At 65.8% G+C, this 26,043-nt stretch carries 30 protein-coding genes; 14 read left to right on the forward strand and 16 right to left on the reverse strand.

What is annotated here, in order from left to right:
* Nucleotides 1-124: 124 nt before the first annotated feature.
* From NV2_RS04520 to NV2_RS04540, 5 genes are all read right to left on the reverse strand, one after another.
* Entirely contained in the window at nt 125-892 is a 768-nt protein-coding gene (locus NV2_RS04520) for an ESX secretion-associated protein EspG (protein WP_245662440.1), read from the reverse strand.
* Nucleotides 889-2,097, reverse strand: a complete 1,209-nt coding sequence (locus NV2_RS04525; protein WP_067869766.1) for a WXG100 family type VII secretion target — start codon at nt 2,095-2,097, stop codon at nt 889-891. Before NV2_RS04525 ends, NV2_RS04520 begins: the two co-directional genes overlap by 4 nt.
* Nucleotides 2,097-2,606, reverse strand: a complete 510-nt coding sequence (locus NV2_RS04530; protein ID WP_067870330.1) for a hypothetical protein — start codon at nt 2,604-2,606, stop codon at nt 2,097-2,099. The genes NV2_RS04525 and NV2_RS04530 overlap by 1 nt, the downstream gene beginning before the upstream one ends.
* Before the next feature lie 47 nt (nt 2,607-2,653).
* A complete protein-coding gene (locus NV2_RS04535; protein WP_067869769.1) occupies nt 2,654-3,226 on the reverse strand; it encodes a DUF3558 domain-containing protein in 573 nt (190 codons plus the stop codon).
* A gap of 384 nt (nt 3,227-3,610) precedes the next feature.
* A complete protein-coding gene (locus NV2_RS04540) occupies nt 3,611-5,170 on the reverse strand; it encodes a serine/threonine-protein kinase (RefSeq protein ID WP_067869771.1) in 1,560 nt (519 codons plus the stop codon).
* Nucleotides 5,171-5,552: 382 nt separating this feature from the next.
* Between NV2_RS04540 and NV2_RS04545 the strand changes: the two genes are divergently transcribed.
* Together NV2_RS04545 and NV2_RS04550 are read left to right on the forward strand one after the other, a co-directional pair.
* The gene (locus NV2_RS04545) at nt 5,553-5,960 is read left to right on the forward strand and encodes a PPOX class F420-dependent oxidoreductase (protein WP_067869774.1); all 408 of its coding nucleotides are present in this window, start codon (nt 5,553-5,555) and stop codon (nt 5,958-5,960) included.
* Between the two features lie 140 nt (nt 5,961-6,100).
* Nucleotides 6,101-6,904 (forward strand): CPBP family glutamic-type intramembrane protease, encoded by an 804-nt coding sequence (locus NV2_RS04550; protein WP_067869777.1) that lies wholly within the window; start codon nt 6,101-6,103, stop codon nt 6,902-6,904.
* A 47-nt stretch (nt 6,905-6,951) separates the two neighbouring features.
* Here the strand turns inward: NV2_RS04550 and NV2_RS30640 are convergent, their stop codons facing one another.
* Together NV2_RS30640 and NV2_RS30645 are read right to left on the reverse strand one after the other, a co-directional pair.
* Nucleotides 6,952-7,146, reverse strand: coding sequence for a DUF397 domain-containing protein (locus NV2_RS30640; protein WP_084473870.1), 195 nt, complete (start codon nt 7,144-7,146; stop codon nt 6,952-6,954).
* An 18-nt stretch (nt 7,147-7,164) separates the two neighbouring features.
* The gene (locus NV2_RS30645; RefSeq protein ID WP_307612843.1) at nt 7,165-8,073 is read right to left on the reverse strand and encodes a helix-turn-helix domain-containing protein; all 909 of its coding nucleotides are present in this window, start codon (nt 8,071-8,073) and stop codon (nt 7,165-7,167) included.
* A gap of 154 nt (nt 8,074-8,227) precedes the next feature.
* On the opposite strand from NV2_RS30645, the gene NV2_RS04565 reads away from it, so the two are divergent.
* The 3 genes from NV2_RS04565 to NV2_RS04575 are packed head-to-tail and all read left to right on the forward strand — an operon-like array spanning nt 8,228 to nt 9,443.
* Nucleotides 8,228-8,509, forward strand: a complete 282-nt coding sequence (locus NV2_RS04565) for a hypothetical protein (protein WP_067869783.1) — start codon at nt 8,228-8,230, stop codon at nt 8,507-8,509.
* Entirely contained in the window at nt 8,506-8,841 is a 336-nt protein-coding gene (locus tag NV2_RS04570) for a hypothetical protein (protein ID WP_157102739.1), read from the forward strand. Before NV2_RS04565 ends, NV2_RS04570 begins: the two co-directional genes overlap by 4 nt.
* On the forward strand, nt 8,838-9,443 hold the full coding sequence (locus NV2_RS04575) for a hypothetical protein (protein WP_157102740.1): 606 nt from the start codon (nt 8,838-8,840) through the stop codon (nt 9,441-9,443). The genes NV2_RS04570 and NV2_RS04575 overlap by 4 nt, the downstream gene beginning before the upstream one ends.
* 2 nt (nt 9,444-9,445) lie before the next feature.
* On the opposite strand, the gene NV2_RS04580 is transcribed toward NV2_RS04575, so the two are convergent.
* The 3 genes from NV2_RS04580 to NV2_RS04590 all read right to left on the reverse strand — a co-directional run bounded on the left by NV2_RS04580 (nt 9,446) and on the right by NV2_RS04590 (nt 12,020).
* Entirely contained in the window at nt 9,446-9,634 is a 189-nt protein-coding gene (locus NV2_RS04580; protein WP_245662441.1) for a type II toxin-antitoxin system Phd/YefM family antitoxin, read from the reverse strand.
* A gap of 257 nt (nt 9,635-9,891) precedes the next feature.
* Nucleotides 9,892-10,740, reverse strand: coding sequence for a Bax inhibitor-1/YccA family protein (locus NV2_RS04585; protein WP_067869793.1), 849 nt, complete (start codon nt 10,738-10,740; stop codon nt 9,892-9,894).
* Between the two features lie 128 nt (nt 10,741-10,868).
* Nucleotides 10,869-12,020, reverse strand: a complete 1,152-nt coding sequence (locus NV2_RS04590; protein WP_067869796.1) for a class I SAM-dependent methyltransferase — start codon at nt 12,018-12,020, stop codon at nt 10,869-10,871.
* Between the two features lie 73 nt (nt 12,021-12,093).
* Between NV2_RS04590 and NV2_RS04595 the strand changes: the two genes are divergently transcribed.
* From NV2_RS04595 to NV2_RS04605, 3 genes are all read left to right on the forward strand, one after another.
* A complete protein-coding gene (locus NV2_RS04595) occupies nt 12,094-12,678 on the forward strand; it encodes an AMIN-like domain-containing (lipo)protein (RefSeq protein ID WP_067870332.1) in 585 nt (194 codons plus the stop codon).
* A gap of 50 nt (nt 12,679-12,728) precedes the next feature.
* On the forward strand, nt 12,729-13,211 hold the full coding sequence (locus tag NV2_RS04600; protein WP_067869798.1) for a DUF6153 family protein: 483 nt from the start codon (nt 12,729-12,731) through the stop codon (nt 13,209-13,211).
* 77 nt (nt 13,212-13,288) lie between these two features.
* Nucleotides 13,289-13,924 carry a DUF305 domain-containing protein gene (locus tag NV2_RS04605; protein ID WP_067869801.1) on the forward strand — a complete coding sequence of 212 codons (636 nt, stop codon included), beginning with the start codon at nt 13,289-13,291 and terminating at the stop codon, nt 13,922-13,924.
* 75 nt (nt 13,925-13,999) lie between these two features.
* On the opposite strand, the gene NV2_RS04610 is transcribed toward NV2_RS04605, so the two are convergent.
* Complete coding sequence (locus NV2_RS04610) at nt 14,000-14,287, reverse strand: hypothetical protein (RefSeq protein ID WP_067869804.1); 288 nt, start codon at nt 14,285-14,287, stop codon at nt 14,000-14,002.
* A 227-nt stretch (nt 14,288-14,514) separates the two neighbouring features.
* Here NV2_RS04610 and NV2_RS31315 point away from each other — a divergent pair, with 227 nt between their 5' ends.
* The 3 genes from NV2_RS31315 to NV2_RS04620 all read left to right on the forward strand — a co-directional run bounded on the left by NV2_RS31315 (nt 14,515) and on the right by NV2_RS04620 (nt 16,601).
* Nucleotides 14,515-14,679, forward strand: a complete 165-nt coding sequence (locus NV2_RS31315; RefSeq protein ID WP_157102742.1) for a hypothetical protein — start codon at nt 14,515-14,517, stop codon at nt 14,677-14,679.
* 107 nt (nt 14,680-14,786) lie between these two features.
* Nucleotides 14,787-16,010 carry a PucR family transcriptional regulator gene (locus NV2_RS04615; RefSeq protein WP_067869807.1) on the forward strand — a complete coding sequence of 408 codons (1,224 nt, stop codon included), beginning with the start codon at nt 14,787-14,789 and terminating at the stop codon, nt 16,008-16,010.
* Between the two features lie 18 nt (nt 16,011-16,028).
* On the forward strand, nt 16,029-16,601 hold the full coding sequence (locus tag NV2_RS04620; protein WP_067869810.1) for a hypothetical protein: 573 nt from the start codon (nt 16,029-16,031) through the stop codon (nt 16,599-16,601).
* 39 nt (nt 16,602-16,640) lie between these two features.
* On the opposite strand, the gene NV2_RS04625 is transcribed toward NV2_RS04620, so the two are convergent.
* The 4 genes from NV2_RS04625 to NV2_RS04640 form a co-directional block, all read right to left on the reverse strand.
* On the reverse strand, nt 16,641-17,042 hold the full coding sequence (locus NV2_RS04625; protein ID WP_245662442.1) for a nitroreductase family deazaflavin-dependent oxidoreductase: 402 nt from the start codon (nt 17,040-17,042) through the stop codon (nt 16,641-16,643).
* 90 nt (nt 17,043-17,132) lie between these two features.
* On the reverse strand, nt 17,133-18,680 hold the full coding sequence (locus NV2_RS04630) for an amino acid permease (protein ID WP_084473873.1): 1,548 nt from the start codon (nt 18,678-18,680) through the stop codon (nt 17,133-17,135).
* Nucleotides 18,681-18,768: 88 nt separating this feature from the next.
* Nucleotides 18,769-19,932, reverse strand: coding sequence for a phosphotransferase enzyme family protein (locus NV2_RS04635; RefSeq protein ID WP_067869813.1), 1,164 nt, complete (start codon nt 19,930-19,932; stop codon nt 18,769-18,771).
* A complete protein-coding gene (locus tag NV2_RS04640) occupies nt 19,929-21,284 on the reverse strand; it encodes a purine-cytosine permease family protein (RefSeq protein WP_157102743.1) in 1,356 nt (451 codons plus the stop codon). The genes NV2_RS04635 and NV2_RS04640 overlap by 4 nt, the downstream gene beginning before the upstream one ends.
* An 84-nt stretch (nt 21,285-21,368) precedes the next feature.
* Here NV2_RS04640 and NV2_RS04645 point away from each other — a divergent pair, with 84 nt between their 5' ends.
* The 3 genes from NV2_RS04645 to NV2_RS04655 all read left to right on the forward strand — a co-directional run bounded on the left by NV2_RS04645 (nt 21,369) and on the right by NV2_RS04655 (nt 25,193).
* Nucleotides 21,369-22,673 (forward strand): glycosyltransferase 87 family protein, encoded by a 1,305-nt coding sequence (locus tag NV2_RS04645; RefSeq protein WP_067869819.1) that lies wholly within the window; start codon nt 21,369-21,371, stop codon nt 22,671-22,673.
* A gap of 136 nt (nt 22,674-22,809) precedes the next feature.
* Complete coding sequence (locus tag NV2_RS04650; RefSeq protein WP_067869822.1) at nt 22,810-23,673, forward strand: hypothetical protein; 864 nt, start codon at nt 22,810-22,812, stop codon at nt 23,671-23,673.
* 104 nt (nt 23,674-23,777) lie between these two features.
* A complete protein-coding gene (locus NV2_RS04655) occupies nt 23,778-25,193 on the forward strand; it encodes an amidase (protein ID WP_067869825.1) in 1,416 nt (471 codons plus the stop codon).
* Here NV2_RS04655 and NV2_RS04660 read toward each other — a convergent pair whose 3' ends face one another.
* Complete coding sequence (locus NV2_RS04660) at nt 25,194-26,015, reverse strand: alpha/beta fold hydrolase (RefSeq protein WP_067869828.1); 822 nt, start codon at nt 26,013-26,015, stop codon at nt 25,194-25,196. It lies immediately after the preceding gene.
* Nucleotides 26,016-26,043 lie beyond the last annotated feature (28 nt).

Here is a 26,043-nt window from a genome sequence, read left to right on the forward strand (position 1 = left end):
TATCCCCCTGACTTGTGATCGCTGAACCAGTTTTACTTCGGACGAACTATCGAGCTGACGATGCAGGCACTCGGTGATCGCGCCGCCGAGCCGAATGCGTGGGCGCTCCGGCAGGGCGGTCGCGTCACCAGGGTTTGGCCTCCTCGCGCAGGCGTTGGAGGGCGCGGTCGATCCAGCCGGTGAAGCAGGCGGCCAGGTCGGTTGTGGCGGCGGGACGGATGGTGACGTGTTCGCGGGTACGTTGTTGGAGGTAGCGGCCGTCGCCTGTGGCGTCGAACCATTCGGTGGCGTACCAGGGGTCGGGGCGGCTGTGGAGGTAGCCGGTGCGCAGCCAGGCGGAGCCGCCGCCGTCGATGGGGCCGCCGACCAGGCGGCGGAAGCGCTCCTGCGGGCTGTTGCGGGTGGATCCGCGTTGTTCGGGGGATCGTAGGTCGTCGCGGTGGAAGGTTTGGGTGCCCGCGCGGCCGGGCGGGGCCTTGGGCACGATGTGGGCCAGGCGGCTCGCGAGCTGTTCGGTGCCGAACAGGCGGCATTTGATGTCGCCGTGGACATTGTCGGCTGCGGTCTGAGTAAGGAGTACGGCGTGATGTGAGGTCCGGGCGCCGACGATCCGGTATTCGCGTGGTCGGCCTTTACCGAGGATGCTGGACTCGCCGTGGATCTCGATGCGGAGTTCGGACTTCTCGAGGGTGTGGAAGGCGAGGGTGAGGAGTTCGGTTTCGTCGGCGTCGTAGCTTTCGCGCACCGCTTTGCGGTGCGCGGCAAGCGGTTCGGCGGTCCGGAATCGACTGGTGTAGGTCAGTGGGCGCGGGAAGCGGTCGTTGGCGTCGGAGAACCACAGTGCCGCGAAGTCGTCTGGTTCCCAATGCCATTCTGCGATCGATGAACTCACTTGGGTGGCGCCTGTTCGGGGTTGCTACCGATGACACCGCCCGGGATCGTCGGCACGTCGGGTCCGAGTAGTTCTTCGGCGTTCTCCATGGTACGCAACCACTCCGGCAACTCGTGCGTGTTCTCTTCGGAGTCCTGCTTGCCACGTGCTCCGCCCATACCGCCCATACCCATCCCTGGCATACCGGCCCCACCCGGCTTCCCGGCGGCAGCTGCCGCCGGACTACCGAGAGAGCCCGGCGTACCAGGTTGACCGGGAACGCTCTTCCCGGGGCCCCCGCCGGGAAGGCTGCCGAGACCACCGCCGGGGATTGCGGAGGTACCACCTCCGGAGTACGGGCCGCCGGATGTTCCCGATCCCATCGAACTCGGTGTGGTGCCCATACCGGCCGGTGCGGTGCTGTCCAGGGCAGTCGGCGCCGTGGGCGACTGTGCTGCAGCAGGATTGGTGGCTGTCGGATCCTGGGGAGAATCCGAGGTTCCTTGTTCTTCGGGCGTTCCAGGCTGTTCGGTGTCCTCGCCGGCGTCGGGAGTACCAGGGGTTTCGAGTCCGTTCGGCGTATCCCCGCCAGGGCTGATCCCGCCGGGTTGCAACCCACCGGGTGGAATCGCACCGGGAACTCCGGGCCCTTGGTCCGGGTTCCACGAATTCACAGGGTTGGTCGGGCTGTCCGGCACCGGCAGCACGGGAATGCTGGCGTTGGCTTGTGCGAAGGGGTTGACGTAGTGGTTCGTCATGGCGATCCGGGCTTTGTCCTTGGCCTCGTCGATCGCCTCCCGGGAACGCGAGCCGTTGAACAAGCTCCATCCCTCGGGGTTGAAGATGTTCCAGCCCACACCGCTGTTTGGCTTGGGCACATTGAGTTTCGTGTCGGCGATATCCATGACCGCCCGGGCCACGGACGAATGGAGGCTGTCGAGCGCGGTCGACAGATCCAGTGCACGCTGAGCGTAATCGCCGACGGCCTGACGGGAGGCTTCGGCGGCCGGGCCCTGCCAGGCGGCCGAACTGGATTGGCGGATGCGGGCAGCGAAGAAGTCGGCCGCGCGCCCGAAGTCTATCGACAGTTGGTTGTACAGGTCCTTGGCTTCCTGAGCCGGAGTCGTATCGAGAGGATGGAAGGTATTGTAAATCTCCCAGTGCTCCCAGCCTTCGGACGTTTCGTGGTCGTTGATCTTGGAAGGCTCATTCGGAATTTCGGTCATTACCAAGACTTCCCGAGACGCGGAGTCGAACCGGGAAGAATTTCCTTACCGATCGGACTCGACGGCATATCCGCTGTCAACCGGTTGTATTCGGCGGCGAAGGCTTCGTCGGTTTGGACGTACATTTGCGCTATCTGGTGGTGGAGAGTTTGGATGTCGTCGACGATTCGGTAGTGCTGGTCGAGAACGCTCCACACGCAATTTACGGTGTCACCGCTTGTCTCCGAGCCAGCCTTGTCGCGATACCATCCGACCAGCGACTGCGCCAGCGTCAGGTTACGATTCTCCTCACCGAGCCCCCAATTTTCGCGCGCCGAGATTGTCTTGGCAATACCCTGAAGACGCCGGATCTCATCCTTGAATGCTTGGCAGTCTCGCTCGATGTATGCAAACTCATCGGCATTGACCATTACATCTTGACTGAAACTGACGGTAAGACTACCGTCTTGCGCCTGCTGAATAAGACTGGCCAGAGGGCCCGGCTTCTTCGGCTGAGTGTCATCGGCCATAATAAATGTTCTCCCCGCGAACTTGTCTAATAAGTAATCCGCCACACCTAGGCATCGGCCGGAATGGTCGGTACCAACTGTTCAGCAAGACGGGTGGCGACGTCGCATGCTGGAGTATCACCAGTTTTCGACCCCGAAGGGGGGTTATCGATGGAGATCTCCATGCTGCCCCCCTTCATCTCCACATTCATCATACAATCGGTGGTCATATCAGTCTTCGCAGCGTCGTGGTAAGTCAATGCCGGGCGACCGTCGACAGTGAGCTCTTGATACACCGCCCATTTTTTGTTAGCGCGCACCATATCCACAGTTATGTTCGTCGTGGCAAAGTTCGCACTGTATCCATTGGAGACAACCCACAAGCACCCCGTCCACCGGATGCCATCGGCCCCCTTCTGATCAGTCGGCGTCGACCGGTCGAGGAATCCCTCCGACTGCATCACCGACTCCGGCAGCTTGCACCCATCGAACGCGGTCGGCGCCTCGGGAGCGATCGTCGGTGAGGTGGACGTGGGCCCGGACGCCTCCGGCTCCGCATCACCCGAGCTGCACCCGGCCACGAGCACCACCGCACCGGCAGCAAGAACCGCACCCCGAACCAGTTTCCCCCAGCTGCTCATCGCGCCCTTTCCTGCCGGTCCGTGGCTCAGAACGGGGCCCGGACCGGCTCTCCGCCCCCTTGAAGCTCGAATCGAACGGTACCGGCCACGCTGACACCACGCAAAGGAACCCAGACATACTCCGCGCTCCCCGCCCTGCTGGGCACACGATTTGACCCAGTCATCTCGGAATGCCCCGTCAGGACAGCCCAGCCACTCCGGGTACCGACTGCGACCGTGTGGGCCGGCGGCCGATAATACGGAGGGAATTGCTGCATCCGCAATCAGCGCAGTCGACGAATGTAGCGGGATACATCTCATTCTTATCACCGGCAACGTGTCAAATATCGACTATATTCCGGCCAACCTGAAGGTTGTCCCCGATCCGGGTTCAAGCAACCCAGTTCAGAATAGTCCCGTCGCATTGAGGAACGCCTTCAACTGGTCAGCAGTCACAGTCTTTCGAAACCCGAAGTTGATCACCAGCAAGGTGCGGGCACTCCGATAGCTTGCCTGTGTATTGTTGTTGATAAATATCTCGGCCGACTTGTCCGAACTCCGGAACCTGTAATCGGTATCGGTCGAGCCTTTATTCTTGCTCATAACGTCCCGGGACTGCCCACTATCAATCCGTGCATCCAATATTCCGGCAAACAAGCTTTCCGGATACGAACTGAGGCTCGCGGGCCGCAGGATCTGGCACGATACTGTTACGACATCCATGCGCCCGTTGTTCTGATTGTCGGTGTCGGTGGTCTTGGGAGTGCATTCATCAACCGATGCCGACAAGGCAGAAGGGAAGACCGACGTCACGTCGTCCGGGCTTTTCGAAACCGTAGGGTACGTCGGCTGCGAATTGCGGTACACGATGCCCCCAGTTACCGCCACCAGAAAGACAGTGAAGGCAGGTACTGTGATCAGGATCCACAACCGACGTCGAGAGACCTTGGTTCGGACTATCCTTTTCATCACGACGGGGGGAACCGGCGACGGGTTCGATTGCGGTGCCGGGTAGCCCTGGCCGTATACGGGTGGCGGCGCCCACTGTTGTGCCACGGTTGGCGGCGCAGGAAGAGGCGATTGCTGCAGACGGGATACGCCGATAGGCACCATTGTCTGCGCTGATGCACCGACTGTCGCTAAAGCTTCACTCACCGCTGCCGCGAACTCACTACAGCTGGCAAATCGGTCGTCCGGGCGCTTCGCCAGCGCGCGACTCAGCACCGCATCGACTGCAGGGGGAATATCTGGGCGTCGCCCGCTCAACGGAGGTGGGGGTTGCCGCATACTTGCCTCGATCAACGCCACCGGATTGGTCGCTGCGAACGGGGCACTACCAGTCAGTAACCCGAACAGCGTGCATGCCAGCGAGTACTGGTCACAATGGTGATCAACCGGCCCACCTGCCAATTGCTCCGGTGCGGCAAATGCCAAGGTCGCGGTGAATGTCCCTGTCCGCGTCAACCCTCCGACATCGTCACGTAACCGCGCGATGCCGAAATCAGCAAGCAGAACACGTTCCGGTTCCCCGGAGTAGGCATTCGCCAGCAGAATGTTTGCCGGCTTCACATCTCGGTGCAGCACGCCGTGACGATGAGCGTGATCGAGCGCAGCCGCGGTTTCTGTGATGATCCGCACCGCCCGGTTCGCGTCGACGATCCCTAGGGATGCGGCGTCTACACCCGCGACGTACTGCATCGCGATCCACAAGAACGTCCCCTCCTGACCCCGATCGTGGACGGTGACAATGTTCGGATGGTCCAGGCGCGCTACAACATCCGCCTCCCGTTCGAACCGCGCCCGAATCTCGGCGTCGGCAAACAAGCCAGGATCGAGCAACTTCAACGCAGTCAACCGTGGCAGTCTCGGGTGGTGAGCCAGGTATACCGTTCCCATCCCGCCCCGACCGAGAACGCCCTGGATTCGATACCCGGCGAACACCTCCTCGGCACGCAGATCGACCATGCCACAGCCCCCGTTTCGGCGTTCTCGAGAATTAGCGTCCCAGCGACATGCTATCGGAGAGACGGCAACTCACGCACACTCGGCCGCAGCGCTAGCGCGTCCGTCGCGACTCTCTCTGTGTCAACTTTTGCGCCGGAGGCTCCGGAGAAGGCGAGGGCACGCCTGTTCTCCGCGGCATACAGGGGACATCGCCGAGTACGAAGCCTTGAACAAGGCCACTCCGGCGGCGACGGCGTCCGGATCAAGCTTGCGTCAGTTGCCCCTGACACTGTGTCTTACGTGGTTGTAACCGATTGGTGTCCGACAGCATGGTGGCCGTAGTTCAGAGTTTCGTCATCGACGTAGTTGGCGGAGTCGTTTCAGGCGGTAAACACTGGGACCCATGGCTTTCAGAGACGATCCGCGACGGGACCAGTTCTTCGCGCTGCGTACCTTCCGTGCCGACGGTTCGGCGGTGTCGACGCCGGTCTGGCTCGCTCCATCAGATGGGCGATGGTACGGCTACACGCCCGCGCGTTCCTGGAAGGTCCGCCGGATCCAGCGCAACCCACATGTCGAGATAGCTCCTGCCGCCTTCGACGGCACACCTCACGGTCGCTGGCAGTCCGGCACGGGACGGATTCTGCCGGATTCCGACCTTCGTGTCGCGAAACGGGCCATGACCGCGAAGTATGGAAACAAGTTCCGCGTCTTCGTGATCACCACCCTGCTCGGCCGCCCCCGCAGGCGCGGCGGCCGTGCGGTAGGGCTGGAGATCTCCCTCGACCCACCCCTGACGGTTGAGGATTGAAACCATCGTTCACACCGCAGATCTTGGCTTCCTCAGCGTCTTGTTCGAGGTTGGTTTTTCGCTCCGTTGCTCGTGACGGCCCGATCCCCATCGGACAAAGCTTTTGACCTTCTACGAGGTACTGATCGATCATCATCGGAGTGGACGACGCCGCCTCCCCCGCCAAGGCCCGAGAAAATCGCGGCAGCTCTACCGGCGGGCGGCCACTGCTTTTCCTGAGTATCGTTACAGCGCTGTCGATTCCATTCTTCGTCATCGGCTCCGTCACGGACACCGTGGAGATCGGCGCACTGCAGTTACCGGTCAGCGCCATGATGTTCGTGCTGCCGGTCGTAGTTGCCGCCGGCATGGTCTGGCAAGCGGCAGGTCGGGCAGGCGCGGTGGCGTTCCTGCGGCGGGCGGTGGATCGGCCCGTCGGCCCGCTGCGCTGGTATGTACTCGCGGCCCTGGTGATTCCGGTGATCGCCGTGTGCTCGCACCTCGTTGCGCGGTGGACCGGCCAGGTCGGCACTGCGCTACCGCTGTCCCTGGTGGCTGCACCGATAGTGTGCGTGGTGTTCGCGTTCTCGGCCACCTGCGAGGAGTTGGGTTGGACCGCATATGCCACCGATCCGTTGCAGCAGCGGTTCGGTGAGCTCGCGACCGGACTGGGACTGGGCGGGTACTGGGCGCTCTGGCATCTGATTCCGCTGCTGCAGGCCGGGCATCCGGTGTGGTGGATCGTGGGGTGGTTCTGGGGAACCGTAGCCGCACGGGTACTCATCGTCACGCTGCACAACCGCACGGGGCACGGTGTGAGCGCAGCGATCGTGCTGCACACGATGCTCAATGTCACCAGCGCCTACACCCCCGGACTCGATCAGGCCGTCAGCACGATCATCACCGGCATGCTCACCGCCGTGGCTGCCATCGTTCTCCTACTCGGAACACGCACCGCACAATAGGACTCGCACACCGAGGGGCATGTCACCGAATCCGTCACCGACACTCCCTACACCGTCGTGCGGAGCCCCCGCACGAAGGCATCCCACTCTGTCGGCGTGAACCGCAGGACAGGCCCCGATCGATCCTTACTGTCCCGAACACCAACGGTGCCATTGTCGAAGAAGGCAACCTCCACGCAGTTGCCGCCGCCCTCACTGAACGACGACTTGACGTAACCATCACGCGGCCGATCCCCGGTCATGCTGTCCTCATTTCCCTACTACTCCTTCGCGAGCATATCCGCGTTCCGGTCGATCAACTCTCGGCTCTCCTCCACCGGCAAAGCGATCTCGTGCAGTTTCTGCCACAGCCGGTCATGGTCGGCGACCTGAGTGTGGTCTCGCAACAACACATCCTCTGTAAGCGACTCGACGATGGCCAACGGAGGATCGTCAGACGCGAACTCGTAGAGCGACATCGGTGACCGCGGAGCCCTCAAACCGAGGAGTTCTCCACCGACCGGCAGGACGCGAATATCGACCTTCTGGTTGTTGTCGATGAGTTCGAGCAGGTATCTGAGCTGTTCGACCATCGCAGGTTTGGGCACCACGACACGTCGCACCACAGTCTCTTCGACGACCGCTTCGATCCGAGGGCCATCTGTACTCAGTGCGTCTTGTTGGCGCCGCTCTCGGGCGCGTACGTCGACAGGGTTGTCCAACGTGCGGTCGTTGGTAACAGTAGCGTCGTGACGTGCTCGCACGTAAGCGGGAGACTGCAGAAGCCCCGGAACGAGCGCGAAGTCATACCAGCGAATGCGACTTGCGCCCGCTTCCAGGTCCGCCGGCAGCGCTTGACGAGGCGACAAGCCTTTGTATGCGCGACTCTCCCACCATCCGGCTCGACTCGCGTCTCTCGCGAGCGCATAGAACCACTGCCACCGCACCGAATGCTGTTCCACGCCTAAGTGTTCGACGACCCTCATGCTGACGTCAGCGGTTACACGCCGCTGACCGGTCTCGATCCGGGTCAGCAGGGTGCGATCCATCCCGACCTCTTTGGCGACCTGATGGATCGACAAGTCCAGCTCTTGGCGAATCCCACGCAGAGCCTCACCAAGATGAAGCCGCCTGCTGCACGGAGAAAACCGCTGTCCATCGGCCGGCACCGAGCCTGGCGACAAGTGCACACCTCCCGGTCGACACTGTGACTAATTGTCACACCCTGCGTAGCGCACAGCATACCGCGTCGCATTCCCCCAAAACCGTTGCACTGATGTTGTCACTGTGACAATCTTTCACTCTGCTGGGAACAGTGTCGGAACTAGAGCATTGGGGTGTGGAATGCCGATCGCGAGAATCCGGTATCGCAGACGCGAACTCCTTTCGATCACACAGGAACGGGTGCTGCAGGCGCTGAGTTACGGCGGCCTGCTCACCGAAACTCAGATCAGGCTTGCGGCAGGTCTTACCGCGTGGCGCACACGCCAGTCCGTCGCCGAACTCGCCCGGCGTGGACTCATCACTTCCGGTGCGCGGCCGGGACGCTACGAGATCACCCGCGCAGGCCGTAACACATTGACCAGCAATCTGTCCCGCGCTCGGCGTTCGAGCGGAGGGCTGTGACGATGCATCGAAACACCCTGGCCACCAGCAGAACTCCGGACAATCGCAAGGCGGCCGACTGGCGGTTACTCGGCGGATCGGCCCATATTCTCAGCGTCCAGCTCCACGATGAACTGTTCGACGGATACCAATATCCGGATACGCCGATCCCGGGCGCACCGACCGGGCAGATCATCTTCGCGCCACATCACACACCCGACCTCGCCGCCGCCCGCGAACTTTTTCCGCAGCACGAAGACCTGTGGGATGCGGTGCGCAAGGACTACTGGGACGCGGTATCCCCCTTCGGGCCTGCCCGGCACCGTCGTCCGGAAATGTGGAGGCAGCGGTGACAGACAGCAACTCCGCACACACACTGCTCGAGCAGTTGCGTCGCATCGGCGCCTGTGACTGCCGCGCCCTCGACGCCGCCACCGCGTTGGTGAGCGACGGCGAGAAAGTCCTGCTCGCCGCGCAACTCGCCCAGGTCGCCACCCATATCCGCACCCATATCGCCAATCCGAGGGGCCTGCCGCCGCCAGACATCCTGCCGGGCTCGAACTCCGGGCGGCTGAACCTGTCGGTGCAACCGGCGTCGGTGACGGTCGCCGCCGTGTTCGTCCGCAATACCCTGCACGGCTGGGGGTGGGCCGACGTTCTGGTCGATACCGAGTACGCGGTGCGGGAACTGCTCACCGCGTTCGTCACCGCCGTCGAAGCGGCCACACCGACCGCCCCGACCCGCATGACGTTGCGGCTCCGGGCATTGTCACATCGGCGACTGGTCGTCGAACTACGCGACTGCCCAGCCAACGCCGGCATCATCGCCGACGCCGGACATCTGGTCAGCGCACAGGTCGAACGAATCAGCGTCCACTCCGGACAACACACCGCGGCCGGCCGCACGGTCCTATGGTGCGAATTGGCCCGCCCAGAACTCTCACGCTGGATCTGAGATCACTCGACGAGGGAATGCTCGGTGTACTCGCCGTTGTGGGTTGCCTCGAGGCTGCGCATCAATCGAGAGGCGTTGGCTTGGGTCGACATTAGATAGGCTGTCTCGGCCAGGGCGTCGTAGTCATCCTTGCTCGGCAATGCGGCCTTCCCCTTCTCCGATGCGGTTCCCAGGAGCAGCATGGTCGACATCGACCTGCTCGATCAATTCGATATCACACCTGTCGAGAAAGGGGGAGATCGTGGCGCTGGACAGGACGACCGATCTACTGACGCTCGCCGGGAGCGTTCGCGTCCCACCAGAGGTCCGACCGCTCTCATGGGACCAGATCCGAGAGACAGCTTGGCTGGAGCGATGGCGGCGGCAGAGCGGACCCGAACGGTCCTGAGCGAAACGGGAACGGGGTGGTTGTCCGGTCGGACAACCACCCCGTTCACCGGAGGAGCAACTAGTCGTTCTGCAGGTAACTCAGCAGACGCAGGATCTCGAGGTACAGCCAGACCAGGGTGACGGTCAGGCCCAGGGCGACGCCCCACGCGGCCTTCTCCGGCGCGTTGGCGCGGATCAGCTGGTCGGCGGCGTCGAAGTCCAGCAGGAAGCTGAATGCGGCGATGGCGATGCAGACCAGGCTGAAGATGATGGCGATCGGGCCGCCGTCACGCAGGCCGAAGCCGCCGTCGGTGAAGAAGGAGGCGACCAGGTTGCCGAGCATCAGTACGACGACGCCGATCATGGCGCCGACCAGCATGCGGGTGAAGCGCGGGGTGACCCGGATGGCTCCGGTCTTGTAGACGACGAGCATGCCGAAGAACACGCCGAAGGTGCCCAGCACCGCCTGCGCGATCAGGCCACCGCCGCCGACACCGCCGAATTCGACGTTGGTGAACATGAACGACAGCGCGCCGAGGAACAAGCCCTCCGCGGCCGCGTAGCTCAGCACGATGGCTTTGTTGTCCTGCTTACGGCCGAAGGTGGCGACCATGACCAGCGCGAAGCCGACCAGACCACCGACGATCACGAACAGCGGGGCCAACGCGTGGTTGGCCGCGGTGAAGCCGTAGGCGATGATCGCGGCGATGGTGACCACACCGAGGGTGATGCCGGTCTTGGTGACGACATCGTCGATGGTCATCGGCCGGGTGGCCGGCGCCTGCTGCTGATACTGCTGGGTGCCGTACGGATCCTGTTGACCGTACTGCGCGAACTGCCCGGCGCCCGCTGCCGCCGAACCGAATCCCGCGTAGCCGCCGTTCTGTTTCGGCAGATTCTTGAAGATCGGGTTGCTTGTGGTGCGCACCGTTCCCGTGCCTTTCCGAAGTCGCGGTCACGTCCGTCGTGTCCGTACTGAGTATCCAACGTTCCAGCCGAGAGGCAAGTTCCCGAACCGGACAGGAAATCGGACATATGAGACCTGTTCCCTGCAATCTACCCTGACCGACCACCCCGTCGCCCGCTCACGGACCGAGTCACAGTGAATTTGCGATTGCGGCCGATAACTTCGGTGGCACCGACGAGGCGGTCCATCACACCGCGATAATTCAGATGGGTGTTGTAGACGGTCCACAGTTCACCGCCGGGGCGCAGGACCCGGCCGGTCTCGGAGAACATCTTGATCGCGGAGCCGGTGTGGACCGCCGCGCCGACGTGGAAGGGCGGGTTGCACAGCACCAGGTCGGTACTGCGGTCGCCGACCGCGGCCATGACATCGTCGCGCACCACGGTGACGCGGTCGCTCACGCCGTTGGCGGTGGCGGTGGCGCGGGCCGAGGCGACCGCGGCGGCGGACTGGTCGGTGCCCACCACGCTGAGGTTCGGGCGCGCCTTGGCCAGGGCCGCGGCCAGGATGCCGGTGCCGCAGCCCAGGTCGATGGCGTCGCGGGCGTCGGGTTTCATCCGTTTCAAGTGCTGGAGCAGGAAACGGGTGCCGATATCGAGGCGGGGACCGGAGAACGCGGCCCCGTGGGCGACCACTTCCAGGTCGAGTTCGCCGAGCTGTTCGTGCACGGGGAAGCGCTGCGTTCCGGGGGCCTTCGGTCCGGTGGCGGTGATGGTTCGCGATTTCTGCCGACCACGGCTGGCCTGCACGTCGTGGAAGTATTCTGCCAGCACTTCGTTCATCGCCGGGGTCAGATACTTGTCGCGGCCGCCGGCGATGACGGTCACCGACGGGTCGGCATAGCGGGCCACGGCTTCGGCGATTTCGGCGAGCCCGGCCAGCATGCGCGGCAACCGCAACAGGACCACGGTCGCACCCTCGAGCAGTTCGGGCCCCAGCGGATACGCACGGTAGCGGTCGGTCAAGCCGGTGGCGCGGGCATTGTTGGCGAGGGCCTGTTCCCCGGTCAGCAGATCCTGATGGACCCGGATATCGCGCAAGTCGTGGGCAGCGGCGGCACCGAGGGTGAGAGCACCGTACCCGTCGTCGATCACCGTTGTCCGGCCGCCACCGGCGGCAGCCAGCAACTCTCGAGCAGTGTCGAGGATGAGGCGGTCGGCGGCATCCACGGCGTAGAGGTTCACCGCTTCCACATCCGGATACCGCCGCAATCGGCTCAGTACGTCGTCGACCTCCAGCATGTGCACCAGTGTGCTAGACCGTTGCCGTGTCGTCACCGGGACCCCGGCCACCGCACGGCATACCATCGGCCTCATGCGCATCAGGCTCGCATCGACCGTGGTCGCCGGGACGCTCCTGCTGGCGGGGTGTTCCCTCGGCGATTCGGATTCGGTGACCCAACTGCCGCAGACCTCGGCGCCCGCGACCGGTACGACCACACCGAGCCCGGCACCGCCCACGGGCACCTCGCCGCAGAATTCCGAGCCGACCAGAGACTCGCGGCTCACGGTGACCGATATCCGGATCGGCCACCACGACGGGTTCGACCGGATCGTGTACCAGATGGACGGCACCGGCGGACCACCCGGATGGCATGTGCAGTACACCGACCGCGCGATCCAGGACGGCAGCGGCCGGCAACTCGACATCGCCGGCGATTCCATCCTCGAGGTGCAGATCCTGGGTTCGGCGTATCCGTGGGACAGCGCCACCACCCCGTACAGCGGTCCCGATCCCGCGACGAATCCGAGTGCACCCGGTATCGCCGGTGTTTACGGCTCGCAGGTCTACGAGGGCACCACCCAGTCGTTCATCGGCGTGAACGGCGACCGGCCCCCGTTCTCGGTGACGGTGCTGGAAGATCCGGTGCGGCTGGTCATAGATATCGCCACCGAGTAGCGCCACCCCATACCTCCTAGGGGTAATCGGGTGATGGGTAGACTGGCCCGGTGCCCGCATCGGTCCCGCTCCCTCGCCTGTCCGGATTCGTCCGGGCGCTGGGAGTGCTGGCCGTACTACTGGGCGTGGCCGTGATGCATTCGGCCGTATTCGGCACCGGGCACGCCATGGCGGACTCCCCGCAGGCGCATGCCTCGGCGCCACACGAGCCGGTCGCGGCACACGCACCGCCGGGCGCCGAGCACCCCACGACCACCGATACCGCTAGCGCGCCCGCCTCCACACCGCCCGCGGTGACAGACCTCGCACTCGATCCCGAGTGCGCCGGATGCACGGCGCACGGGGGCATGCATACCTGTGTGTTCATCCTCGTCGCGCTCGCTCTGGCGCTGGGATTGATCGTCGTCGCCCGTCTCGGTGCCGATCGAACACACGGCGCCGGCCGGGCGACCCGCTCACACCTGCGCCGCCGCACCCGACCACCGCCGTGGACGGTGCTCTCCCTGGCCGATCTGGCGATTCTGCGGATCTGACGCACCCACGCGGCCGCGCGCACCGCGCGGCCGCGAACCGACCGTCAGTACCTCGTCACGATCCCAGGAGCACAACCATGTTCACGTCCCGAATCCGAATTCTCGCCGCCGCCACCGCCGGTGCCGCCGCCCTGGCCCTCGCCGGTTGCGGTAGCGATGATTCCGACAACTCGTCAACCCCGCCCCCGCCCAGCACCTCGTCCGCGACCGAAATGCCGGGTATGAACCATGGCGGCACGACGCAGCCCGCGACCCGCAGTGATTTCAACGATGCCGATGTCACCTTCCTCACGATGATGTACCCGCATCACGCACAGGCGGTGGAGATGGCCGAGCTGGTGCCCAGCCGGTCACAGAATCAGCAGGTGATTACACTGGCCGCTGCCATCCAGCAGGCACAGGCACCGGAAATGGAGCAATTCGCCGCACTGCTGCACGATTTCGGTAAGCCTGCCCCCAGTGCCGCCATGGATCATCCGATGGACGGGGTGATGACGCAGCAGCAGATGGACGCATTGCGGGCCGCGACCGGCGCCGACTTCGACCGCATGTGGCTGGAGATGATGATCGAACATCATCAGGGCGCGATAGATATGGCCGACACCGAGATCGCCGACGGCACCAACGCGGATACCGAGAAGCTGGCACAGAATATCCGCACCACCCAGCAAGCCGAGATCGAACAGATGCGCGGCATGCTCGCACAGGGCTGATCGGCGAATTCGTTCACCACACACGCGAAAACGCGGGTGTGTCGCTACGACGCCACACCCGCGGTCCTCGGCACCTCAGGTGCCGAGGACGGCGTTCATAATGGTGCCGGCGCTGGTCGCGATGCCGCCGCCGAGCATGGCTCCGGCGATCATCTTCGGCGATTCCAGGCCGCCGCCGCTCCACTTTTCCCAGGCGAAACGGCCGCCGCCGTAGGTGATTGCCATGACGCCGGACAGCAGCACGAACCAGGTGAAGTAGCGGACCAGCTTCATCAGCTTGTCGGCGACCGGCGGGGTTTCCGGCGTGGGGTTGCCGACCTGAGCCAGCACGGTGGTGTACACATCATGTGCGGCAAGAACCATGCTCACGTTCGTTGTCCTCTCGGAGGCTGAGGTGATGCCGGTTGGAGCACAGAGCGGGCTTGATCACATTCATTGAACCGCACCGGTTCCCTCCTCCGCAGCCGGACACACCACATCCATGAAAGCGGCCACCAACCTGCGCCTATAGGTCAACTGACCGGTACTTCAGGCAGTCCGGGACAAATCGGACCCTTGCCGGAACAGGTGGGGCCCGCCACAATCGGCGCATGTCGGTCCAATTCCGCCTCGACGAGGTCGCCGGCTTCGTCCGTCCGGCAGTGGAACCCCACGCCGAGGACCGGCTACCGCTGCGCTTACCGGTGCGCGCCGCCCTCGGCGTGCCTCACCGGGCAGCACCGACGGCAGCAGCCGGGCGAATTGCGGAGACCTGACCGAACATGTTGGGCACGTGGCACTTTCGAGCCGCGCGGGTTGCGACTCCCGCGCGGCGACAGCTATGGTTCCAGCTCGCGTCGCCGGGCAGTGAGGTGCAGCGCAAATGAACGGACGCCCCGGTCACGATGTCCGGATACTCTCGCGGCAACTGGTCGGCCATTTCGCCGAACACGTGGCGCCGTGCTCGACCCTGCCGGGCGACGCCCTGCAGGGCGATATCACCACCGTCACCCGGGTCTGCCTGGAATTGACCGTCGACATGCTGGAAGGCCGCGAACCCGACGAGAAGGTCGCTCGTTTGCAGCGTGCCGCCGCGAACTGGGCCCGCGAAGGCATTCCGATCGACACCGTGCATCACGCGGTGCACGAGGGATTCCGGCTCGCGTTCGATCTGCTGCTCAACCGGACCGATCCGCACCTGCGACCCGAGAATCCGGCGCAACTGCTGTTGCGCATCCTCGACACCATCACCCCGGCGGTATCGCTCGCCTATGTCCGCGAGCATCAAGCCGCGGTGACCGAGCACCACACCGCGGTACACACACTGGTGTCGGCCCTGCTGGCCGGACACCCCACCTCGACCATGGCCCGCGTGAGCGGGGTCGAGATCGAGCCGTCGTATGTGGTGGTGGCGATGAGCATTCCGGCCCATCCGGACGAGTCGCATCCGAATGTGGACGGCAAGGTCGTGGCCCGGCGCAAGCTGCGCCGCCTGCAGACCGCACTGGCCGATCGAGGCGACGGGCGGATGTTGTCGCTGCTGAGCATCGACGGTGGGACGGTACTGGTCCCGGAGACCGAGTGCGACGAAGAGCAACTCGGCGACCTGATCACCGAGTTGTCCGCGGCGGCGCAGGTGGCGGTGACCGCCACCGCGATCACCGCGGCGACCGAGGAGATCTCCGCCGCCGCGGACCGGGTGCACGAACTGCTCGACACGGTGCTGCGCCTGGACAGCCCGCCCGGCCTGTACCGCTTCGCCGATCTGGCGATGGAATACCAACTGACCCGCCCCGGACCGGGTTTGGACCGGCTGGGCACGCTGCTCGATCCACTGGACGGTTTTCCCGATCTGCTGGAGACGCTGCGCCGGCACATGGCCACCGGCCTGTCCCGGCGCCGGACCGCACGTCAGCTACAGGTACACACCAATACCGTCGACTATCGGCTCAAACGAATCGGGCAACTGACCGGTCTGGATCCGGCGCAGCCGAGCGGGCTCTGGTATCTGCGCGCGGCGCTGGTGGCACGCACCTACCGGGAATCGGACAGCTCGCCGACGGGACGCGAATCATTACCCCGAGAGTATGGGCAAAACATTTGCTAGCCGGTAGCCTTCCTGCCGATGGCTACGACTGCGCAACTGCGGGCCGCCCTCGCGGTGCTGTCCGCCGACATCGACGCCGCCGCAAAGGAAGCGGATATTCCGGGGATGTCCGGGACCGATCCGGAGGGCGTCGAACATGCCCTGCTGGCAGGATTGCTGTACCGCATGATGGGTGTCGACCTCCAGCAGTCGCTGATCGCCGCGCCGGACCAGGTTGCCCGGGAGGAACGCGCCCGCGCGGCGGCGCCCGGTAAACCCGTCACCGATCCCGCACTGCGACGGGAACAGTGCGAACAGGCGCATTTCGAAGCGTTCCGGCTCGCCGACCGGATCATCGGACTGCACTTCAGCACCGCGCCCCCGGTCGCAGCGCTGCAAGCCGCCGCGCACACCGCCGAAGCATCCCGGGCCCTGCTGCGTATTCATCGCGACATGCTCGATCCTGCGCCGCGGCACCGCGCGGCGACCGACAACAACACACCAGCGGACTGGCAAGCGATCATCGAGCAGCTGGACCGTGCCATCATCGTGGCCCGCGCGGCTGCCGAGTCCGCGACGGATCCCGATCGTCAGGCCGGTTCGACCGGCTGATCGGTACCGCACCGGTCGAATCGCCGGAGCTCGGGCCGGTTACGCCGTAGGCGGGTTGTTCTCGGCCGGAGTGAGTTCGAATACCGGGTGGTGATCGGCTTCGGCGGTGAACCGCTCCACCGGATCATCGCGGTCGGCCTGGAAGTAGCGGCGGGTAGCGGACGCGATCTGCACATACTGTCGCAGCACCGGCCCTGCCTCGTCCGCCGCCACCTCTCGAATCGTGTAGGCGCGGTGCTCGCGCCGGCGGGTCAGCGTGATCTGCCCCGCGGCGCGGGCGTTGTGCACCCACGCCACGGCCCCGTACGGGGCTACCAGCCAACGGCGACCGTCCAGATCCACGACGGTGACGGGATTGTGCCGGGTCACGCCGGTGCGACGCCCACGAGTGGTGAGCACATACGAATGCGGAACCACACCGGCCCGAGTCATCGCGGTCATCACAGCGTTCTCTACTCGGCGCAGGCGTCCCGGACTGTAGCTGCGCTCCGGGCGAAACTCCGACGGCATATGGCGGTCCACCCGGCCAACCTACCGAGTTCCCTGTTCCGGGACGCCGGTCTCACCACCGGATTCCGCCACCCCGCCGGAGGACGGCGACTGGACGGCCGCTTCCGGTGGGGTGTTACGCAGTACCGAATGCCGCATGCTGTAGGCGAAGTAGACCACCAGGCCGAGCGCCATCCAGATCACGAACCGCAACCAGGTTTCCACCGAGAGGTTCAGCATCAGCCACAGGCAGGCGAGCACCGCCAGGATCGGGATCAGCGGTACCAGTGGCACCCGGAAACCACGCGGCAGATCCGGCCGGGTGCGACGCAGCACCACCACACCGATCGACACCAGCACGAACGCGAACAGCGTGCCGATGTTGACCATTTCCTCGAGCGTGCCGAAGTTGACGAAGCCGGCCAGCATCGCACAGACGAACCCGACCCCGAGCGTCAGCGGGACGGGGGTACCGAAGCGGCCGGTGCGGGCCAGGCGGCGCGGCAGCAGACCGTCGCGCGCCATGGCGAACAGCACTCGGGTCTGTCCCAGATACAGCACCATCACCACGGTCGTCAGGCCCGCCAGCGCACCGACGGAGATGAGGTTCTTGGCCCAGGTCACGCCGTGCAGACCGAAGGCGGTGGCCAGCGTGGCATCGTCGCCCGAAAGATCGGTATAGGGCACCATTCCGGTCAGCACCAGCGTCACCGCGACATACAGGATGGTGACGATCACCAGCGAGCCGAGAATGCCGCGCGGCACATTGCGTTGCGGATTCTTCGTCTCCTCCGCGGTGGTCGCCACCACGTCGAAACCGATGAACGCGAAGAACACCAGGCTCGCGGCGGCCAGCAGGCCGTACCAGCCGAAGTTGCTGTTCCCCGCACCGGTCAGCCAGGAGAACAGCGACTGGTGCAGGCCCTCGTCGGCACTGCCGGGCTGCGACGGCGGAATATAGGGCGTGAGATTCGACGCCTTGAAGTAGGTGACGCCGACCACCAGCACCACCGCGATCACGGCGAGTTTGATCGCCACCGCGATCGCCGAGACCCGGGAGGACACCTTGGTGCCGATCGCCAGCAGGATCGCCAGCACCACGATCAGCAGGGTCGCGCCCCAGTCGAATTCCACCGAGCCGATGTGCACGATCGGCGACCGCGATCCCATCAGCTCGCCCAGATACTGCGACCAGCCCTTCGCCACAGTCGAAGCGGCGAGAGAAAATTCGAGGATCAGGTCCCAGCCGATGATCCACGCCACCAGTTCGCCGAAGGTGGCGTAGGAGAAGGTGTAGGCGCTACCGGCGACCGGGACCGTGGACGCGAATTCCGCGTAACACAGCGCGGTGAGACCGCAGGCGATGGCGGCGAAGACGAAGGCCAGCGACACCGACGGCCCGGCCACGTTCCCGGCAGTGCGTGCGGTGAGGGTGAAGATGCCCGCGCCGACCACCACGGCCACCCCGAAGATGGTGAGGTCCCACGCGGTCAGATCCTTGCGGAGTTTGGAATCGGCCTCATCGGTGTCACGCAGCGATTGCTCGACCGATTTGGTTCGCAGCAGGCCACTCCATCGGGAGTTCGGCACAGACCCGCCCCTGTCCTGCTCTGGCGTCGGCTCGACCACACCGTCTCCTCTGTTGTCACCGTTCCCCCCCGCGATCCGCACGAGCAACCTAACAGCACTCGGTGGTCAGTCGTCGCAACGTGGTCGTGAAGGCCTTGCCCTCGGCCGAAGCGGCCCATTCCGAACGACCGAGAAAGTAGTTACGGTAAGCGATCCGGGCGTCACGCACGCGGCGACTAGGCGGAATCGTGAGAAAGTAATCGATTTCAGACAATTCGTATGCGATGTGCACCAAGGGAAACAGCTCCGGCAACACATCACGCTCGCGGGCATCGAGCGGCCGGATCGCACAGTAACCACGCAGAAACGCGCTCAGCTGGTCGGTGTGGACCACGACTCCGGTGCCGGCGGGCGCGAGCCAGTCGAGCGCGAAGCGTTCGACGGCCGTGGCGATGTCGAACACCGCGACGGTGCGATTGGCGAGCCCGAAGTCCAGCACCGCGGTGATCTCCGTCCCCGACCACAGCAGATTCGTGGGATGCCAATCGTCGTGTGTCCACAGTGCGGGGAGCGCGTCGACACGCTCACCGAGGTCGGATACCGGCCCGCGGGCCGCGAGGGGCGCCCAGGCCCGGCGCCAATCCTGCTGCGCGAGAAACCGACCGACCGGCGGGCGCGCGGCGGCGTAGTTCTCGATCGTCTCGACCGGATCTGTGCACAGCGCCGCCAACAGCGGGCGCGGCGCGCGCACGGGGGCATCGAATCCGGACGACGCGAGATGGAGGCGGGCCAGCATCGCGCCGCCGGCCGCCGCCTCGGCCACCGAGTGATACGGACTCCAGGAGAACTCGTCCCGGTAGCGGTCCTCCCCCACGCCGAGTTCCTGGATCTCGTAGCTGAACCCGTCCCGGGCCACCGCGCGCACGCGCGGCACCGGAATGCCCCGATCACGCACGTGTGCCATGAAGGCGTGCTCGGACGCGAGCGCCGGTAGATCACGCAAGGTGGCAGGCATCCGTTTCACCACGACCCGACGCCCGTCGTCACACCGGATCCGCGCAGCCGCCGACAACGGACGACGGCTGCGCCACTCGATCTCGGCCGAGCCGCCACACTGCCCGGATTCGCCCAGCACCGACTTCACCTCACCAGTGGTGAGCGGCGGGAAATCAGGTGCTACCAGTCCCTGCTCCCCCATTCCGAAGACCAGGGCAGGGTCCTCCGATGCCCCGCGGTTCTGCCGTCCGGCCGGGTTTCCCGGACCGCCGGTCATGGGCGCACCGGTATCGCCCGCGTGCGTTCGAACCGGACCAGGATCGCCGTAACCAGGGCGGCGGCCAGGAACGAATACAGCGACGCCGACGACCACCACCCCGGATGCACCCCGATCGCATCCTGCACCGGCGTCCAGATCCGGGCCCACCACTGCACCGACCCCGGATTGAGCACCTGGTAGACGACGAATCCCAGCGCCCACGGCACCAGCAACAGCGGGCGGGCCGGGGCGTCCTCGGTCAGATCCCAGCCCCGCCGGCCCCGGCCGAAGAAGTAGTCGACCACCAGTACCGCGCACAACGGGACGAATACCGACCCGATCACCAGCAGGAAGTTCGAGAACCCGGTGAAGTCGTGTACGCCGAGCGCGAGCACCGTACAGAGCAGGCCCACCGCGGCGGCCAGCAGCCTGCGATCCACGCGCGGCACCAGATTCTGCAGCGACATCGCCGTCGAATACACGTTGGCGAAGGACTGATCGGACTCGCGCAGCACCAGCACCGCGAAGAACAGCCAGCCCGCCGCCACCCCGAGGAAGGTGTCGAAGATTCGATCCGGATCACCACCGGCCTGCAGCAGCGCCACGATGCCCAGCAGATAGCACCAGGTCTGGGCGAGCGAGTAGCCGGTCATGGTCGCACCGGTCGCGCTGCGGGCGCCGCGGGCGTGCCGGGTGTAGTCGGCGGCCAGCGGTACGAACGACACCGCCACCGCCAGTGCGGTATCCACCCCGGGAAAGAATCCGCTCCACGAGGTATCCGACACCTGCGGCACCGGCTGACGCAGCAACTGGACCGTGAAGTAGCCCATCGCCACCACCACGGCGACGGTGACGTACCGGCGCAGAATATGCAGCACATTCAGCGGCCAGATCGCCATCGCGGTACACAACGCGCCCGCGCCGAGCAGCACCGCGACCCGCGGCAAGCTGCCGTCGGTCAGCGCCTGCACCCCACCGGCGATCACGGTCAGCTCGAATACGCCCCACCCGATGCACTGCACGATATTGGCCACGGTCGGCAGATAGGACAGCTTGGTGCCGAACAGGCCCCGGAAATTCGCCATCGCCGGTGCGCCGGTCCGCGCGCCCACCGCACCCGCCGCCGCGACCATCGCGGTGCCGACGATCGTGCCGAGCGCGGTCGCCAACACCGCGGCCACGACTGGGAGCTGGGGATGCCCAGCGGGGATCAGCACGTAGAAGGCACCGGTGAAGCCGATGAGGCTCACCCCGAGGTTCGCCCAGAAGGCGGTCTGATCTCCGAAGGACAGGGTGCGGGGCGGAGATGTGGTCAGCAGCAGTGGGGCCTCGGCCGAGCGGGCTCCCGGCTGCTCGGGCGGGTTCGACATAACGGAATTCATGCTATCGGTGCTGCCGGTGGATAATCGCCCCGCGCTTCGCCGGCGGGCCCGCTGTCGGTAACCTCGTCCCGGATGGTTAGCGTCTCGACACCCACCCGGCCGGCGCCGGGACCGCAGCTGCCGGGAGTCCGCCGTTTCGGTCGGCTCGTCTGGCTCGTCCCGGCTGTGCTGATCACGATCGCCGTGTGCTGGACGCTGTGGCCGACGTGGCCGCTACAGGCGATCAAGGGCGATTTCATCGATCTACAGGTGTATCGCCTCGGGGTGCAGGCGATGTGGGACGGCGCCGAGATGTACGGCAGCCTCCCCAGAACCTCGGCCGACATCAGCCTGCCGTTCATCTATCCCCCGTTCGCCGCGGTGGCGCTGGGGCCGTTCGCACTGCTGCCGTGGACCGCCGCGGAAATCGGCTTCTTCGCGGTCTCGGTGCTGGCGCTGGCCGTCACGCTGTACCTGGTGGCTCGCCGGGTCTGGGGCAGTGGCGGTACCTCGGTGGTGTTGTGGGCGAGCGCATGTGCGATTCCACTCGGGATACTGCTCGAGCCGGTGCACTCCACACTCGGGTTCGGCCAGGTCAACCTGTTGCTGATGGTGCTGGTCGCGGCGGACTGCCTGCCCCGGCGCACCAAATGGCCGCGCGGCATCCTGATCGGTATCGCCGCCGCCATCAAGCTGACTCCCGCCGCATTCGTGTTGTATTTCCTGGTGAAGCGGGACTACCGGGCCGCGATCACGGCGGCGATCACCGGCGCCGTGGCCACCGGGCTCGCGTTCGCGCTGATGCCGCACGAATCGGTGAAGTACTGGTTCGGCGGCATGGGCAACGTGTCCGGCTTGAGTGGTTCGGCCTTCCGCACCAACCAGTCGATTCAGGGCGTGCTCGCCCGGTTCCAGGTCCCCGAACCCGCCTTCACCGTGCTGTGGGGTCTGCTGAGCCTGGTACTGCTCGTGCTGGTGGTGACGGCGATGCGGCGCGCGGTGGCCGATCCGGCGCTCGCGCTGGCCTTCAACGCGGTGTTCACCCTGCTCGTTTCGCCGATTTCGTGGTCGCACCACTGGGTGTGGGTCGCGCCAGCGCTGCTGGGCGCCGTGGGCGTCGCCGCACGACTCCCGCGCCGCCGGGCACTGCGCTGGTACACGGTGATCGCGGCGACCACCGTGGTCTTCGTCATCGGTCCGCAGAACTGGGAACCCGGTGACGACAACCGCGAACTGGCCTGGACGCCGTGGCAGCATCTGATCGGCGACACCTATGTATGGCTGAGTGTGCTGCTGGTGGCGCTGTTCGTCTACGTCACCCCGCGAGCGGTGAATCAGGAGCCGCTGCTGCCGGACTCCCTGCGGGCGCTGCGGGCCCGGGTGCCCAGCAGGTCCTGAGCCGACACGCCGGACGCAATCGATCGGTAAATTCCGGGCGCACCATCCGCCAACTGCGCTCAGATATCGGCGACACACTACGAACGATTCCATAACACCCCGGTCACACCGCATTTCAGTCGTACCGTAGATAGATATGGACGACAACACGCCGACCGCGGAAGGTGAGACCACCCGCCCGGATCGGCAGCTGATCCAGCGGCGGGAGCAAGCCTGGAGCAATTACCAGCAGGCCTGCGCCGAACTCGCCGGTACCCGGATCCGCGCCAATCTCGACGGATGGAAGCGGTTCCTGCGCATCCTCCCCGGTGCCGCCGTGGATCAGGCCGAGCGCCGGCGCGACGAGATCCGCAGCGAACTGGCCCGGCACTGCGTCGGCGCCGACGCACACGTCTGGGGTGTGCTGTCGGGCGGGGACACCGGAACCTTCGGTGGCCTGTTCGGGCTCGAGCACACCATCGAACAACTCACGCAGCGATACGCGAAGGCCGATCCGCACTGGGTACGGAACCTACGCGGTATCGCCCGCTCGGCGACCGATGCGCGCCCGCTCGCCGCCGAGGGCGACGGCACCGTCGTCGCCGAACTCACCGATCGGGTACTACAGGCCGTGCGGATGGCGCCCGACGACGAGGCACGCCGCCGGCTGGTCGTTCATCTGCCCGGCGGAATCCGCCCGGTGCCCCCGGATCCGGTGCTGCTCAACGAACAGCACGGACCCGTCGTGGTGCAGTACGACATCTACGCCAGCACCATCAAACTGGACAACATCGACGTGCTGCTGCCGTTGCGCCGGATGGGCCTGGGCACCGCGACCCTGCAACACCTGTGCCACACCGCCGACGCCCACGGGATGCATATCGTCGCCCAGTTGGTCCCGACCTTCCGCGACGACGATTCGGCGGTCCCGATTCTGGCGCGCTGGTTCCGCGGACACGGATTCGACGTCACCGAGCGACTGGGCGGCCGGGTCGTGCGGGCACCGGAGAGTATCCGGTAGTCGCGGTTACAGCAATTGCGGCGGCGCGGACGCGAGTCTGGTAGACCGAGAGGCGATACGCGCGAGAAAGACCGCGCGGAGGTCACCCGAGAGGACTACATCAGATGACACCGCCGGTCGCCACCGAGCCCGTCCATGCCTTCACCGACGACGCACTGGGCACCCTCGACGCGGTCGGCCTGGCCGCCGCCATCCGAGCCGGTGAACTCGGCCGCCGGGAGGTGCTGGAGGCCGCCATCGCCCGGGTACAGCGGGTGGATCCGGAACTCGGCGCGGTTCAGGTGGACTGCTTCGACCGCGCCCGGCGCGGGCCGGCCACGTTCGGACCGTTCGCCGGGGTACCGAGTTTCGTCAAGGACAACGCCGACGTGGCCGGGCTGCCCAGCTGCCACGGCTCGGCCGCATTCGTCCCGTCCCCGCGTCGGCGCAACAGTCCACCGGCCGAGCAGTTCCTGCGCCAGGGATTCGTCCTGCTGGGCAAGTCCACCATGCCGGAATTCGGACTGACCGCGAGCACCGAATACGCCGATCGGCCGCCCACCCGGAACCCGTGGAACACGGCACATTCCGCCGGTGCGTCCTCGGGTGGCGCGGCCGCCCTGGTCGCCTCCGGTGCGGTGCCGATCGCCCATGCCAACGACGGTGGCGGATCGATTCGCATCCCCGCGGCGGCCACCGGACTGGTGGGCCTCAAACCGACCCGCGGGCGGATGCTGGCCCAGGCGGGGATCGATCATCTGCCGGTGAATCTGGTCGCCGAGGGCGTGGTGAGCCGGACGGTGCGTGACTGCGCCCACTACTACGCGGCGGCCGAACGGTACCGACCGGCGCCGGGACTGCCACCGATCGGGCTGGTCGAGGGGCCGAGCGGGCGCCGGTTGCGGATCGGGGTGATCCGCGCCGACATCCGAGGCCACCGTCCGCATCCCGAGACCGAGGCGGAACTCGACGCGGCCGCAGCACAATTGGCCGGTTTCGGCCATGAGCTGATCGAACAGCGCTTGCAGGCCGACCTGCGGTTCGTGGACGATTTCTGCACGTACTGGGCGCTGTGCGCGGTGCTGATGATGGCGTCGTTCCAGGTGGAACACGGCCGCCGTTTCGACCCGCGACGCATCGACCGTTTCACCCGCGGGCTCGCCGCGACGATCGCCCGCCACCCGCTGTCGGTGGTGCCGGCGGCGCGGCGATTGCGCGGTGCGACCGCCCTCTACGACGAGCATTTCGCCGAGGTCGACGTGCTGCTGTCGCCGACCCTGTCGCATCCGGCCCCGCCGCTGGGTGAGCAGTCACCGAACCAGCCGTTCGACGAATTGTTCGCCAAACTCATCGATTACGTCGGATTCACGCCGCTGAACAATATCGGCGGCGGGCCCGGGATATCGGTGCCGCACGGGCTGACGAGCGGTAATCTGCCCGGTTCGGTTCAGCTCTCGGCGCCACGCGGCGACGAGGCCACCCTGCTGGACCTCGCCTACCAGCTGGAAGCAGCGGGCACCTTCCCCTCGATCACGGCCTGATCACCGTGTGCGGGTGAGGAATTCGGCGATCGCCGGGGCCAGCTCGGCGGCCACCGGATCGTTGCTCACATGCGGCAGTTCACGCAGCCGGGCATCGGGCAGCACCTCGACCATCCGCTTGGCACCTTTGGTGAGCGCCGGTGCGGAGCGCTGACCGATGAGCAGCAACGTCGGTGCGGTGAGGCCGGCCCAGTCCGTGGGCCGGATCGTCTCACCGCGGCTGAACGGCTTCAGCACCGCGAAATCGTGTGCGGTGGAGTCGGCCGTCGCGACCAGCTTGCGCCACACCGCCGACAGCCGCATGGCCGTCACCACCAGCAGCGGTACCCCCATCACCTTGCTCATGTAGTAGCGGACCGCGCCGGAACGCTTACCGTCGGCCAGGAGCCCGCGCAGCTTCTCCTCGGCATCCTTGGGCGGCACGTGATCCTTGGGGTCGACCACGAACGGCGGTTCGAAGGCGACCACATCGGTGATCCCGTCGATCGCGCCCGACCGCGCCGCCAACAGCGCCAGCACTGCACCCGAACCCCAGCCGCACAGCGCGGCCGAGCCACCTGCCTCGTCCACTAGCGCACGCAGATCGGCGATTTCGTTGGCGCTGTCGTACACACCCGGCGAGTCGGTGCTGTCACCGCGGCCGCGGCGGTCGTAGTTGATCACCGTGAGCCCCTGCTCGGCCAGCGCCTGTGCGAGCTCGACGGTATTGGGCTCGGCCCGATAGCCGAAGGCACCGGCGATCAAGACAACGGTTCCCGCCGCACCTGCGCCGACCCGGTCGAAGGCGATGGTGGTGCCGTCCTGCGACGTCACGGTCTGCATATCTACTCCTTCATGGCGACCGATAATC

Origin of the sequence: Nocardia vermiculata NBRC 100427, assembly GCF_001613265.1 — a bacterium.
In the GTDB taxonomy this organism is placed as follows: Bacteria; Actinomycetota; Actinomycetes; order Mycobacteriales; family Mycobacteriaceae; genus Nocardia; species Nocardia vermiculata.